The sequence below is a fragment of the Edaphobacter flagellatus genome (genome assembly GCF_025264665.1).
GTDB lineage: Bacteria > Acidobacteriota > Terriglobia > Terriglobales > Acidobacteriaceae > Edaphobacter > Edaphobacter flagellatus.
Window position 1 is genome coordinate 1871485 of record NZ_CP073697.1, and the last position, 14856, is coordinate 1886340.

Consider the following 14856-nt stretch of genomic DNA (forward strand, 5'->3'; position numbering starts at 1 on the left):
ATCGGCACAAAACATTCATAATCAGCCAATTACGGCATGTGCATTTCAGGCAGATGATGCGGGAAATCTATTTTTTTCATCAATGATTCATCATCGCCTCGAGATTCTCGGAGCCGCACGCTCATGCCGTCCAGGGCAAGACAAATTCAAGCCGTCTGTAGAAAGAGACAGCACATCCAGTTATTTGCTCTTACTTTTAAGACTTGGGGCAAGGTGAGGCTAGAGCGGGGCAATACTGGGGCATCAGGAATGAATGCGGTACGCCAGAATCTGGAGAGGGCCGGCGTTGCCATCGATGCTGCTGCTCTTCAGAAGTACCTCGAAATAAGGCAAGGTCCCGTCTCTGCGTTGGAGCTTGGTCAGGAAGGAGAGCAGTTGAGCATCATTGAACAGAAAATCGGCCGCGGCCTCTCCTCCGCCAACGGAACTCCCTTCAATGATCAGGACATTACCTTTACTGTTGAGCCCTGGGACAAGAGCGATATAGCCCAACATCTCCCTGCCGGTCCATGGCGCAACATACGCGGCTGGTTCGCCTGGGTTCGGATGTCTGTTCAGAAAACTGTAGGCATGGTTGGCCATATCCATGTTTCCCACAAAATTCAGTTCCGGTTCGAAGAGCTCGTGCCAAGGGTTGGAATAGCGCGCTCCGCAAAGAATGATATTCGCCTGCTTGAGATCATCCATCCGCACATCACGTGCGAATAAGGGAACGAGCGTACTTTGATTGCTTATTGCCAGACGACTGAAGTGAGACACCGATTTGATATCGACTGCCGAGGTATATCGGCGATCAGCAATCTCCAGCGCATCAGCGACTGAACCTTCTGGCAGATTGCGCATCTCATTCTTGAAGTCCCGGTGAAGATACTCTGACAGGCCTGTGGCATTGTTGCGCGTGAGACGATGCAGCAGGACGAGACCGGTGTCTGGAGCAATATATATTGTCTTCTGGTTCGGCAGGAACAGCGTGTTCCAGAGGGGGTTGTTGTCACCTGACATTCTCCTTCCGTCTGATCTACGTCCAAAGCGTACGCCCCCAATGAATCCGCCAACCGCAATCAGTCCAATGGCCATCACCAAGACAAGATGACGCCAAATCGGCCAGTGTTCTAGTGCTTGCGATCGCTGCTCTAATGGAGGACGCAATTCCTCTTGAAGAGATGGGTCTGGAATTGAGATCTTCGGGACCTCTATGGATTCTGATAATTTTGGCTGTTTCGGGGGGGAAGGATAGGCCTCCTCGACCGCATCAAATCGAACTAGATACTCGCCTTTGGGAATGACGATGCGAAAATGCTCCGATGTCGGATGCGCTTCGGTGGCACTGTGCTCCAGCTTATGGCGCAATCGCATCATCTGCGCTCGAACGATAGTGTCTATTGCGGGATCAAACCTATCGGTGCGACCAAAAACATGGAGAGCAATTGCGGCTTCCGTCAGGTGATCTTTTTCATTGAGAAGCGTGTGTTCCGCCAGATAACAGAGCAACTGAGATAGGCGGGGAGCCTTGCGAAACGAGGAGGATTGAAGAATGCGTTCAACCGTCTGCCAGCGCGGATCCTCGGATAGAGCAACCTCAATCATTGCTGCGCACGTTTTCTTCAGAGCCAAAACGCGATCGCACACGCGTGGCTAAGTTCATTGATAGCTCCCTCGACTGTAAAAAAGATTATTTCCAAACAATGTGAATAGAACGTTAACTATATTTACCGCAAGGACAGTCCGGCTTGGGCGAGCCATCGATCAGCAGAATTCACGCCTGATTCACTTCTGGATTCTCGACTAAAGAGCGACGGCGATATCGGCAGCAAGCATGCACCCGTGCATTCGGGAATCTGAGCCATGCATCCGTTTAAGATATCAGCGGGGCCAATGCCTCCAGGCATCGAATTACCCATCGTCGTCAACTGGAAGAAACCGGCCTGCTGATCTGGGTCACAGGAGGGGCAAAAGTTTTCCGGTACAAGAAGCAGTTTTGTGGTTTCCGAATCACCAAACAAACAGACTGGAAGATTAGCAAGCTGGAGCGCTTCGAAAAATCGGCGTATCCCGAAGCGTGGTTTTACTCGGATTGGCCAGCAATCCAGCTGAAGCCGACAACCGCTGGAACCTACAACTTCACCTATGACGGAAGCCGAAGGCCATTCGAGGCAAGCGTCTCGTTCGACGACTAGCTCGTCGAAGCACCAACCGCATCCAGCACCATGACATCACTACTCAACGGGCTTTGCGGGCGTAATTGCGACCACCCCGCTGCCGAGCTCGCCATTTGCGAGCCTACTAATTTGGATTGTGATCTTAGAAAGAAATTTTCCTTGTAAGGCAATCCATTTGATGAGTTCAGCCTTTTCCTGACCGCCTGCGATCTCATCCTTGCCGGTACTGTGGGCTTGAAGGAGATCTTGGACTATGCCCGCCGCAAGGTCTGGAATGCTCAACAGATCATCCAGATGGCTTTTCCCATCGAATGATTTGCCGAAGCCCACGAGGTCGAACCGATGCTTACAGTACATACCCAACGTCCGAAGAAAGATGTTTTGGGTATCCTTGAATTCCCGATCCCTGGCATCTTCATTGATCGCATCGTCGTCGCAGTACCACAGGAGGCGTTGGTTTTCCTCTGTCGTCAGGACTACAAACACGGCGATCGAGTGACAGACGCGGAGAACCTTCTCGGCGGTTTCCCCTTTCCATTGCCCGAGTTCCAAGTCGGCGAGTTGTTTCTGAATGAACGCATGGGCTTCCTTTTTTGAGGGCCCGAATACCGTACCGATTTGCTTATCGATGGCAATCGTGATGACCGCGCCGTGTATGAAGCTATCTACCAACTGCAGAAAGTCTGGCAACGCTCGGCTACGTGGACCAAACGTCAAATCTTTAAATGCGAACTCACTAAAAGGCTCGGATAGACCGTAGTGTCGGCGCAAAGCCTCACTATGGGTTTGGAATGGGCCGACCTTGTTGTAGGCCATAATCAGGAACGAATAGGTATTGAAGCTGGCGCCCCTGTGTTCGCCGCTGAAATCAGACATCACGGCAATCTTGGTGTCTTCGGAGAAATCAGGAAGTTCTTTGAGCTGAGCGATAGCATGAGCCAGCAGCTGAGCAAAATATGGGACTTCGCCATTGATCTGAGAGAGGTCGAAAGGAGGATACTTCTTTGTTTTTTGATAAAGGATAAAGGCCTCCTTCTGCACAATGTTCGGAGAGCAACGGCGACACGCTAAAAAGGAATCTCGTCGTTACTTATCTTCGGAAAAGGATCATTGCTCTCGAATCCATCGACAGAGTGGCCGAGTTTCTGCATGATGAGCTTCGCAAGTTCCTTCGGCGTTTTGCGGCGAAGGTCGACATAGCCAATGTGCTTATGGAGACCTGGTATCTCGGTGTCATCAAAGCGTGCCGGAAGGATGTACTCCTCCTTCGATTCGATGGCTTTTTCAAACGCGCTTCGCCGCTCGTGTGTCGGCCACACCTTTTGGGCATAAGCGGCAGAAATGAACATCACGCAGTACCGGCCTGAGCCGCTATACACCTTGTGGAGATGCTCGACAAGGTTCTTGCCCCATAAGGATGCCTCCTCGTAGTTGTCATAGAAGAGGGCTACATCGTGGGCTTTCAGAATCTCAGCAACCTGCTCGACATAGGTCCTGTCCTCGCCTGCAAACGAGAGCACCACTTCGTAAGCGTTACCAAGCTCTCCGCCGCCTATAGGCGAGAGCTTATAAATCGGGCGCGATGAAATCTCCTCAGTCTTCCGGAGCTCGAAGGCATCGTTCACCAGTTCCTTGTTGATCCACTCCACCCGTTCCTCCTGACTTGCTCTGTCTGGGATGTTGAGCGGATGTACAAGAGTTTCGAGGAAGACGCCGAACTTCTGATCAGGAATCCCCAAGATTTTCAGTCGGCTTACCAGCAGGTCGTGCATGGTCCAGTCGTCATTGTTGACCATGTGCTGCCAAATGTCGCCCTCCGCATCTTTGAAGCGACTATCGGTTGAGGGCATTTGGCTCAGCGGCCACACGCGCTTGAGAAACGGAATGAGCCCAAAGCGGCCCGGAAAATCCGCAGGGGTTTGCATGAGAATGCGATCGACGATCTCTTGCCTCGTGATCTCACTAATCCGTTGCCCGCCGTTACGTACCATTACAGTCAGTGTACGACCAGGGGGACAGTGTGGATTGGAGAGGCCGAGTGCGCCCGCCATTCAATCCAATGGAACGCTTGCTCTATCGTGAAGAGGCCAGTTTAGCAACAGCTCCTTCGCGCGAGTCGATTGACCAATCCATTCTGCTTTCACTGCAGCTTGGGCACACCTTTGTTGGAATGAGACGGCCGACTCCGACTTCCTCAGGCTTATCCGAAAGATAACTCCTGGATTTCTTAAGGATGAGGCCCTTAAGCTTTTCAAAGAAACGCGACTGCGGAAGCTGATACATCGCCCCTCGTGCGCCTTCAAATTGGCAATTGAGGGCTGCCAGTGCTTGGCCGTATTGCAGCGCCTCCGCAACTTGCGCCTTGGTTAAACTCCTCAGCGATTGCCTTCCCTCCTCGAACAACCGATGAATAAGGCCAACAGTCGTCCAGTCTCCAGCACCTGCAGTATCCTTCACGTCCACATCGTAAGAGGACAATGCCGCCCAGGACTTCATTCTTCGCTGCCCGCGTAGCTGGAAGCGAAGCCCTTCGGCACCGAGTGTCTGGATTTCAAGAAAAGCCTTATTGTCGCTAAGAAGATCGCTGAACCCCTTCGCCCGTTGATCTGAGTATTTGAGCACATCACACAGCTGGAGCATCTCAACGAATTGGGCCGGATCTCCAACCCCTGAGGGCTCAAAGACAACAACGGCATCATTCTTCTTGAAGTGCTCCGCCAGCACGAGGGTTGAACGCGACACCCGGTCAGTGAAAAATACACACGCCTTATCCATACTCGCCCGAAGGCCTTCGACTGTCTCAGTCAATACGGGACGATAGCTTGGAAGGTAGGCTCCGCAATCAGGACATGTCCAAAGAAAGCGATGCTTTGGAGCACCGTCCTTGCCGAGAAAAATCTTCTCGACAACAATCGGTGTCGGGCACGGCGAATTGCCCATCAGGTGGTTGGTGTCGGCCCCCCATCGCTTTAGATCTGCTTTCACAAACTCGCCGGCATCATCTTCGGCGAGCCTGCTGATCGGAGTTGTCGCCCAGCCCAAGTAGGAGAGTGCGGCGGTCACATTTCCCGTTGTCCCGCCCGTGTAGAAGCGAGGTGTTTGCGGGTCTTCGAGACCAAGAACGATATCCAGCGCGATGAATCCTGAACTGACGAGATGAGGAGTCTGCTTCTTAGTCTTCATAACACTCTCCGGCGAGCCATAGCCCGTGGATGACTCCGTCTTTCGCAAGCCGAGTCAGTTCCTCCATCTCAACAGCGACTCGGTGTCCGTGCGCTTCGATGTGAGCAATCGCCACTCTGGAGCCGACTCGCTTCAACTCATAAGCTGCGAGCAGTGCCCCGATAGATAACAGTTTACTAGACAAAGCCGAGACGATGGCGTTCGATCCGCCTAGCGGAGCCAGAGACTTTGCGTAATGCTCAATAGCATGAACCAGCTGGCGGTAGACCTCGAACGGATTGGTCTCTGATGCATACAGGAAGTTACGGGGATCAACCCGCAGGCTGTCGAAAAGCAACCCACGATACTCGACGATCAGGTTGTCGCCCCGTCGTGGATTCTGCGATGGGGCTGGCAGCAACGGGCATACCTCCGACGGCCGCACCAGATCGTAGATTCGCTGAAGCTGAGTAGCCTGATTCTCCCCGAGAAGAGGAAACCAGACGCGCGGTTTCGATGCCGCCGACTCACGCTCGGCGTCGCCTCGGAAGGTGTGAATGTAATCAGCTTCTTCGTCGAGCCCTTCTTCAAGAATCAGGCTGTCTATCCTATGGTTCTCATCTGCTAGCACGAACAGGTTCATCCGAGGAGAAGTCTGGCCGTCAATGATATGAAGCAGTTTGGCCACAATGGGCAGGAATACGCTGCGCGGTAAGGCGCTGACGTCCACGATCACATCGGTGATGCCCGCAAACTCGTCGGCAGTCTTGAATTGTCCTTCGGCCGACCTCGACGTCATGCGTCTGCGTTCAGCCGAAAACATATTGATATTGCGGCTCGATAGCTGAGTTGCCGGAACAATTCTCCCCAGTTCTTCCAGATTCTTCTGGACTGCCTCGTTGTACGCGCGGGACGGAGACTGATCCCCCTCCTCATAGGTGAGAAGCACGACTTCAATGGAGAGCGATGGACAGATGCGGCGAAGTAGAGCCAGCCCCGTAAGCATCCGGGGGTCGAAGCCGCGGCCCAGAATAAACCGTACCTTGCGGGGTGAGCCACTGAAATGGCTTGAAAAGAGAGCCTCAAGATCAGTTCCAGCAGCGCGCGCGTATGTCGACCATCGTTCCGGCATCTTACCTGCCATCAAATATCAAAGAAGTGATTTCTTCGGCTCGTATCCTGCTGTCATCCACACATAAAGATCGCGCAAGGGGCGCTCCTTGAAGCCCCCGTATTGCAGCGGTAAATCGTATGACACACAGAGTAACCGATTGAGGTTCAGTACCATCCAGGTATTTCCTTTAACCCGGCGGTCTAGCTGAGCTTCGAGCAGATTATTGGCGATCGCTGCCGCCAAAACGTCAGCCAGAAGGCCATACTCCGGGTTCTTCTTGAGGAATTCCTTACTCTGGAGCTGTTCTCTCTCTTTCATGGAAATAGCGATTCCCGTTACACCAGGGTCGTAAGGAGCATTCTCTTCGTAGGTCCTCTGCCGGCAGAATCTGCCGATCGACGTGAGCAACTGATAAACCCTCTCGCCGTAGCGCGCTCGGCGCGGGATTTCCGTCCAGAAAGACTCCGAAGCTTCCCGCAGCAGCGCATCCTGTCGGCCAGCGTTAAGGGTTGGCGTCTTCGAGATCAGGCTGGATGCTACGACCTCCTCGAACTCATCTCCGGCTAAGCGCATGAATTGTTCGATATTCCATGAGGCCAGGTTGGCTAGCTTCTTCGGCCCAAAGTAGTAGGGCAGGCGGAATTCCTGGGCAAGAAACAACTCGGCTGCGGCACGAATACTCGAATCGGTCTTTTCCTTAAGATCCGCAGGGCTGAGAGGGAAGTCAAATGAGGCTTGCTGGTTCCGCAGTTCGCGGTAAATCAGAATCTCGAGTACGCGCCACCCGATTGCACGATCCCGTATGCCCCCCGGCTGTCTTTCCTGTGCCTCTATCCAGTCATGGAAGAGGGTACTCTCGCGCGACAACTTCGTGACGCGGTCCCGGATGACGGGAATCGTCGCTTCGTACTTGCCCTGCCACTCAGTACCGTCCAGCGAGGCCTGTAGGCAGGAATCGAGAGAGGTCACCTCCACTGTCAAAGCTGCACTGGCACGTCGGTCGGCCACGCTGTTGAGGAGGTTAGTGAACTTGTTCGCACTCTCTCGCCAGAAGCGCTCGATCAATATTTCCCCGTCGTAGTCCCGTCCTTCGGTCACGCCTGTTTCGAGCATCTCGTCCGTGGAAAGGGCTTCGAATCGCTCTGCCAACCAGACACCCACGCCGGTCCGCATATCAGCAACGGTCTTGAGCAACAAACTCCGTTGCCCGTGCGTAAGATGATGCACGTCGTCGAGAAGTAACAATCGGTGACTTGCGACGGGTCGCCCATCGACCGTAAGCACACCCGGCCGCATCAGACCGATCGAATGAAGCGTATCGCTCCCCGGCAGAGACGCGAGTTCGCCGCCATCGAAGCTGTCGATCGCGTCACATACGTTCTCTTCGAGGGCCGTCGCCCAGCGGTGGAGCTCAACGCCTGAGGTGGCTCCCGGCTCTCCAGCACGAATCTCCGTCGGCGCGTCCGCCGATACCTTGATGCGCGAAAGGTCCTCAGGATAACGAAGGCCTCTCAGCTGGAGGCTGGCTCGGAGCGTTGCCAAGACAATCCGAGCGTTCAGAAGTCCGAAAAGCAGACGCTGCTTGCGGGCTGGTTCGAAGTCGAGATCATCAAGGATTCGGTAATTACGCGCGCAGGACAAGAAGACACCGAGCAGTTGCGGTCCACCCTCATTGATGACGCCCAGAGTCGCCATACGTTGATAGAGTTCCTTCAGATCCGCGTTGTCTCTGAAGGCATGGAGGTTCACGAGCGCGGCTGGCGTGAAGAGGCGAAGCAGTGTCGTTTTTCCGGCGCCCGGTGCGCTCCGAATCAACTGAGGTTTGTCCCACAAGTGCGGATCGTCTCCGAGAAGGTCGAGCATGCCGGGGCCGAACAGCTTCAGGAACGTGACATCGTTCTCGATGGCCTCCGCCGCGCGGAGACGGAACGGATTTCTCGGCTCTCTCATATCGAATCCTTGTGGCGTGTGACGCGGGGAAATAGAGATCGCATCTGCGGGCCGTCCGCCCACAAGAGCCCAAGCGAATTATTGGGAGTATTGTGACTCAATACCAGTGGTAGTCCGCAACCGGCAAATCCGTAGCGGAGGTCGGTACCCCCGAGCCGTGTGGCGTCCGTCTCGTTGGTATCGTCGTAATATTTCTTGATCAGAGCGTCAATGTCCGGCTTCGCGCCCTCAATTAGAATGGTCTCGTTCGGCAGGCGTTGCACAACGATTATATTGAGCTTCACGCCAAATCGCTCTTCAAGCGCCTTCCGTTGGGCCATCAACTTCTCTTCGACCTTGGCCGTCGCCAGATAAAGGACGAGGATAACCTCACGTCCCTCCTTCACAACCAACTTTGAGAGAGGATTCTCGGGATTCGCAAGGTTGACAAGAAACTTTCCAATCTTGCCGGTGACGGCCCCGTCTTCGGTCAAACGTAGATAGCTGATTCCACTGGCGGAAAAGTCATCCATCAGGACCACAACTTCGAATGCAGGATCGCTCTGTTCTGTGGACTCCTCAGCTGCAACAGGCTCACCCATGTCTTTCAGTGCGATCTTTAAATCCTTGACGAGCCCGTCGATGCGCTCCCGGCTTGGTTCATGGCTCTGACGCACCTGCTCATTAGTGAGCAGGGGGTTCGCGCGGCGAAAGACATCCGTTCGGGCGCCGTCACTCAAGCCGAGGAACAGGGTCTTCCGCTGAAGGACTCGAAAGGCATCTGACGCAGCGATTTGCCTCTTCCTCCACGGTTCGATTCCAGCTTTCTTGGCAGCGAGATCCAGCAGCAGGGGGCGAATACAGTCTGGATAGGCGATGGAGACCAGATGATTCAACTCCGCGGTAGAGATGAAAACGAGGTGTTTGCGGATATAGTCAAGCGCAACCGGTCGCTCGTCGGGCGTGAACTGGCTGAGCCAGCGCGCTAGACTCTCCGTGAAGCGCATTCCGGGTGAGAACTGCTGATACTCGTCGTACTTATACGAAGCCATAGCCTGGAGTTCTAGACCCACCTGATTGAAATCCGCCGGTTGCCACCCCATGACCTTACTCAGCAGTTCCTCCGCTAGTTGGTTATTCATGATCTCCCCAGTGCGAGACGGAAGTACTTCGTCGATTTCTTGATTTGCGCGAAGTAATAGACCAGTGCGGCGCTGCCCGAAACTCCGGCGGGAGCGAGATTCCAACCGGCCTCAAGGTCAAATCCTACTTCGTCCACACTCAACGACCCCGGCCCGGCGAGCAACTCGAAATCGTTGCCAGGCCACGCAGGCCTGTCACCGATGAAAAGCGTTTCAGCGCCCGAAGACCGTGCAATTCCCGGCATACTCTTCAGAATATTCAATTTGCTTGTTTCCGCCTCGACGATATCAACGGATCGGGAAGAAGCTACTACGCGGACATTTGTTTTGTTGGCTTTCGAGAGCAGCGCCGAGGCCAGTTGCCACAAGGGTTCGGCGGACGTGGCATCCTCCAACTCCAATGTGACTTGAACAGGCCGCACGGTCACCTTGATCGCACGGATGTTTCCTTCCCTGATGACCTGCGCTACCTCGGCCAACGCGGGCGCTGGCTCGGTATCGCCGTTGAGATCCTGATTGCTGCTGAGAGGGAGCACTATTGCTCCGTTGTAGAACGCAACCGTCACAAGATGCCAGAGCCGTTTAGGAAGAGCGCGGCGCAAGGTTTCTCTGACCGATTTACCTCGTCCGGTTGCCACTCCGAGAGGAAACCCGCCGTCCAACAGGCTAATGAGGGACTTCGTGGTACCTGCTGCAATGCCCGTGAAGCGGTCACGATGATCGCAGATGGTTCCGTCGTAATCGACGACGCACTGCGTAAAGCGAAGACCAGATATGCGTCTTTTGAAACTGTCGTAGGCGCCCTCCCACTGTTCCGCCGACAGTTCGGGAAGCCCGACCTTTTTCTGAGCACGCTGTTTTCGCAAGATGGATGCTGAACGCACATCCTTCGCCGCTTGCGGGAATGCGTTCAGATGATAAAGTTTTCGCCCAAAGACAGGAACGGCAGGACGGCCAGGATCTCGACCGCGATCCTCGCCAAATGCTGCGACAATCTCGAATACGGCCGCCTGCATTGCGAAGGTTGCCGCGATTCCCCTAAATGACGTCTCAACCCTTACGCAATGAACGGGCTTCGGGAGTAGCTTTTGCGTGGCGTCGGCAATCGCTTTGTCGTTCGGGCAAATGAAGAGAAAGACTGTAGTGTTGGGGCGCTGCGCGAGCCAAAGATGCCGCCCATGAGCGAAGTTCCGGTAGTCCGCCAGTTGTACGTTGGCTAGTCCTGATTCGTGGAACTTCGATTCAAAGTCAACCGCAGCCGATCGGGTATCCGGGCCGAACAGAAGAAGAATCTCATCGGATTGAACTGGTGGAATACCTTGGTGGCGCTCGGCCAATGACTGCCTTAGGCCAGTCGGATCGAACAGCTCTCGGTACCGGCGCGGAAGATCATTATCTCCGCCGTAAGCCCGCGCCACGATGGTATTCAGGGCCACCAATGAGTTTGTAGCCAGATAACCATCCTTGCCGGCGGGCGAGGCGAATTCCAGCCCCTTGCCTCTGTCGAATGAGTCCACCACATCCGTCAGTGGGCATCCCTTCATGGAGCAGAGACTGGTGACAGATACAGGTTCGGCGGCGATTGCACTTCTGGCGAAACCGAGCACATCCGGGTTCCGGCCCCGAGCGCTCACAATGAAAATGCGCGCGTCTGCCAGAAACAGCGGGTTTCCCGAAGCCAACAAGGGCGAATCAAAAGTCGCAAAATTGCCCTTTCGGCGCTGCTCAAGACTGGCCACGAGGCAAGCTGTGCTCAGAGATCCGCCCGAGCCGATGGCCAAGAGCGGCGATTCGCCGGAACTTCTCGTTTCCTTCGAGAATTCAGCGATGTCCGCTTTAAGCGCCCAGTTGTAGGTCGCTTCGAGTTGACTCAATTCGAGTTTGTAAGGCCTCCCCAAATCTCTCTTATCCTCTTCTTTCAGGGCAAGGCTTTCCTTTAACCCCTTCATTGTCAGCATACAAGCCACGCCCTCAACAGTCAGATCGTTCGTTCCGGTGGAGGCGCTGAGGCACTCTCTATCATAAGCGAAAATTAGGCGAAAATAAAGACCTGCTACACATCGCACGCATACGAGTTAAGCAACCGATTCAAGACGTGGATTTACCGTTCAGTCCGAGGGTGGAGGTACGAACCGAGATGCGGGATCACTAATGAAAGAAGCCCCTGGCCACCATTGCTGCTTACCACCCCATCCTCCTCTGCGGAGAAAAGCAAGGAACCTGGACGTCCCTTGGTCTGTACCGCCGAAAGGTAGCTGCCCACTGAGGGTCCATTAAGGGTCCAATAGCAGCTTTTTTCTGTGTAATCAGTAGCCTAGAGTGCGGTCTGTGCCAACTGGTTTCAATAAGTTGCGTTACGTGGTAATCTTGACACGGTAGAGGTCGTTGGTTCGAATCCAATCGTGCCTACCATCTTCTCAATTACATACGAAGATCTCTGTACAAGTGATATGGCATTTGTGCCGTAACCCTCTGTTTCTAAGCTCCGCAATTCATGTCGGGCGAGGGCACGCATCGCACTGTCAGTCGCCCTGTGATTCCCGATTCAGATCACTCCATCTCCTTCCAGCAGCCTGCTGAGCACAGAAGCGTGTTCACGGCAGTGATACTCAACAGAAAAGAAGCAAGTTGCTGCATTGTTGTAGGAGAATAAACCTGTACCCACAGGATCCAATAGCCATCATGAACAAGGAACAGATCGAAACTGCAGCCAGTGCCGATTCATCGGCCACTAAAACGATGGAATTGAACTCTCTTCTCACCCGGCGTGCGATGCTGGAGCTAACCGGCATGGCTGGTATGGCAGCCTTGATTGGAATCGCTCCCGATGCGGTTGCGCAGAGTGCGCCGAGACGGCCTCGTATCGCCTGTCTCGTCAGCTATTGGGGTCTGCCGACTTCACATGCGGACTGGATCGTCAACAAGCTGATCGACGGTTACTGGTGGAACGGCGCTCACACACCTTCTCAAGTGGACGTAGCATCGGTTTACATTCATCAGTTCGACACGAGCCTGCTGGGCCAGAAGGTGTGCAAAGCGAAGAACATTCCGATCTTCAAAACAGTGGGTGAGGCCGTCACGTTGGGCGGCAAGGAACTTGCAGTGGATGGCGTTGTCATCGTCTGCGAGCATGGAAACTATCCCACTGATCTCAAGGGACACTGGCTGTTGCCCCGTTGGTGGATCTACCAGCAGGTGATGCGGGTTTTCGAAGAGAGCAACCGCTCGGTGCCAGTGTTTAATGACAAGCATCTTTCCTACAACTGGGATGACGCGAAGTGGATGTTCGACAAATCGCGCGAGCTGAACTTTCCGCTGACCGGCGGCTCCTCCATCCCGACTTACTTCCGCAAGCCAGAGATCGATATTGCGGCCGGTACGCCAATCCGAAACTCGATCGTAGTGGGAGCCGCTCCGGATGAGGGAGGCATCTTCCATTGCATTGATGTGCTGCAGTCCTTTCACGATCGTCGCAAGGGCGGCGAGACGGGCGTCAAGTCGGTGCAGTCCATTCGCGGGCCCGAGACGTGGGCGTGGGTCGAGCGCACGCCCTGGGCCAACAGCTTGCTGGAAGCAGTGCGGAAAGACCGTGACCTGAAGCCGGGAGCCTTTCACGAAAGCAAGCGCCCAGCCGTATGCATCGTGGAATACAACGATGGCACGCATGGCGCGGTCATCTCGGGCGAGGGCGGTGGGTGGAGCTACGCTGGTGAAATCGAAGGGCAGAAAGACCCGACGGTCATCTCGATGCTTGGCTTCCCCGGCCCCATCTCGCAGTATCACGCGGCGAACGCCTTCCCGCACTGGATCATCGAGATGATGCTGACGAGGAAGGAGCCGTTCAACGCAGAGCGGCTTCTGCTATCGACAGGCATTACGAACCACTACATGGATTCAAACTGGGCGGACGGCCGCTACTCCGCCGTTGGCCGTCGAGTCGAGACGCCGTACATGAACATGACGTACCGCTCAACGCATGGACCCATGTTTGAGACGGGACCTCGGCCGCCGAATACTCCTTACATACGGGGTTTCACGTCGGCATAGGCTCTCGCGAGCTATAGCGAAACGCAGCATCATGCCGTTGCCTGGGAAAATACCCGACGCAGATTGCCGCCCAGAAATTTGCGGATGCGTTCCTCGCTATAGCCGCGGTTCAGCATGGCATCCGTGATCATCGGCAGGTCTCGCACGTCTCTCATTCCTCGCGCAAGTGTAGGGCCACCGTCGAAGTCACTGCCAAGGGCCACAGCATCTTCGCCTACAAGCTGGATGGCGCGGTCCACAACACCTACCCAGTCGTCGATATGCATGGCGACTTCGTCCGGGACCTCCGCACCGAGCATGGGAAAGCTGGGAGCCATCAGCTCATCGATCTGATAAATTGTTTTTCCTCTGGTGCGCTCCGGAATGCTGGTGGTGTCCCAGAACGTCTTCTTGCGGTGCTCCGTAAGCCATGCGTACTCGCGTGGATAGGCGAACTCGCTGCCAATTTGGAAGCCGATGACACCGCCGCGGTCTATTAGCTTCTTGAGCAGCGCATCGGACATATTACGAGGAATGTCGTTGACTTGACGGAGACCGTGATGCGTGGCGATGACGGGACGCTCGCTGGCGTCAATGACCTGCGCCATGGTCGTGTCGGCCGAGTGCGACACATTGATGACCATGCCGAGCCGGTTCATTTCGCGCACAACATCGTGACCGTGCGTTGTAAGACCGTTCCATTGCGCGGGGCTGCAACATGCATCGGCGTAGTGCTGATTCCAGTTATGCGCAGAGATCTGCGCTGAGCGCAGTCCAAGGCGATGCAGCGCGCGGAGGATATCAAGATCGCCGTCGAGATCGTAGCTGCCTTCAATATCGAGTACCGCGGCAATCCTCTTCTCCTGCCGCAGACGCGTCAGATCACGGCCATCCATCGCAAGGCCAAGCTGCGGATTTGCTTTCTGCAACTGGTCAAGTGCGTGGTCGATGCGGCGAAGCGCCTGCTTGGTCTCGTAGCGTGCGGGATAGTATTCCTCGGGCACATAGACCGAGAGGAAGAACGCGTCGACCCCGCCTTCCTTTGCGCGCGGCAGATCCCACTGACCGGCATCGACTCGGTCAGTGATGTTGCCACCGTGGTAAAACTCGCGGTCGAGCGCATGCACGTGGCCATCAAAGACATATGCGCTTTGGTGCAACGCAGATGCCCGTGCGGAAACTGCGCTCCAGGCAGTGGCAGGTATCGCGGTTGCACCGGCGGCCAGGGCAGCACGCTTAAGAAAGTCACGGCGATTCAGAGCGTCGAAGTGCATCCTTCCACTCTACAGAAACGATGCATGTTCCACGTTTCTTCTGAGGAAAA

10 protein-coding genes are annotated in these 14856 nt (G+C 54.9%); 1 reads left to right on the forward strand and 9 read right to left on the reverse strand.

The annotated features are described in order from the left end of the window. Window positions 1-243: 243 nt before the first annotated feature. The 8 genes from KFE13_RS07875 to KFE13_RS07910 form a co-directional block, all read right to left on the reverse strand. Window positions 244-1587 carry a hypothetical protein gene (locus KFE13_RS07875; protein WP_260706617.1) on the reverse strand — a complete coding sequence of 448 codons (1344 nt, stop codon included), beginning with the start codon at window positions 1585-1587 and terminating at the stop codon, window positions 244-246. A gap of 629 nt (window positions 1588-2216) precedes the next feature. Next, window positions 2217-3200: a hypothetical protein gene (locus KFE13_RS07880; protein WP_260706618.1), complete on the reverse strand. Its 984-nt coding sequence runs from the start codon at window positions 3198-3200 to the stop codon at window positions 2217-2219. A 26-nt stretch (window positions 3201-3226) separates the two neighbouring features. Beyond that, entirely contained in the window at window positions 3227-4210 is a 984-nt protein-coding gene (locus KFE13_RS07885) for an AbiJ-related protein (RefSeq protein ID WP_260706619.1), read from the reverse strand. Window positions 4211-4232: 22 nt separating this feature from the next. Further along, window positions 4233-5342, reverse strand: a complete 1110-nt coding sequence (locus tag KFE13_RS07890; RefSeq protein WP_260706620.1) for a carbohydrate kinase family protein — start codon at window positions 5340-5342, stop codon at window positions 4233-4235. Further along, window positions 5332-6453, reverse strand: coding sequence for a hypothetical protein (locus KFE13_RS07895; RefSeq protein WP_260706621.1), 1122 nt, complete (start codon window positions 6451-6453; stop codon window positions 5332-5334). Before KFE13_RS07895 ends, KFE13_RS07890 begins: the two co-directional genes overlap by 11 nt. Window positions 6454-6471: 18 nt before the next feature. Continuing rightward, window positions 6472-8298 carry an ORC-CDC6 family AAA ATPase gene (locus KFE13_RS07900; RefSeq protein ID WP_260706622.1) on the reverse strand — a complete coding sequence of 609 codons (1827 nt, stop codon included), beginning with the start codon at window positions 8296-8298 and terminating at the stop codon, window positions 6472-6474. 83 nt (window positions 8299-8381) lie between these two features. After that, entirely contained in the window at window positions 8382-9506 is a 1125-nt protein-coding gene (locus KFE13_RS07905) for a phosphoribosyltransferase-like protein (protein WP_260706623.1), read from the reverse strand. Next, complete coding sequence (locus KFE13_RS07910) at window positions 9503-11464, reverse strand: trehalose-phosphatase (protein ID WP_260706624.1); 1962 nt, start codon at window positions 11462-11464, stop codon at window positions 9503-9505. The genes KFE13_RS07905 and KFE13_RS07910 overlap by 4 nt, the downstream gene beginning before the upstream one ends. A gap of 724 nt (window positions 11465-12188) precedes the next feature. Between KFE13_RS07910 and KFE13_RS07915 the strand changes: the two genes are divergently transcribed. Beyond that, entirely contained in the window at window positions 12189-13553 is a 1365-nt protein-coding gene (locus tag KFE13_RS07915) for a hypothetical protein (RefSeq protein WP_260706625.1), read from the forward strand. Between the two features lie 29 nt (window positions 13554-13582). Here the strand turns inward: KFE13_RS07915 and KFE13_RS07920 are convergent, their stop codons facing one another. Beyond that, window positions 13583-14806 (reverse strand): dipeptidase, encoded by a 1224-nt coding sequence (locus KFE13_RS07920; protein ID WP_260706626.1) that lies wholly within the window; start codon window positions 14804-14806, stop codon window positions 13583-13585. Window positions 14807-14856: the final 50 nt, after the last annotated feature.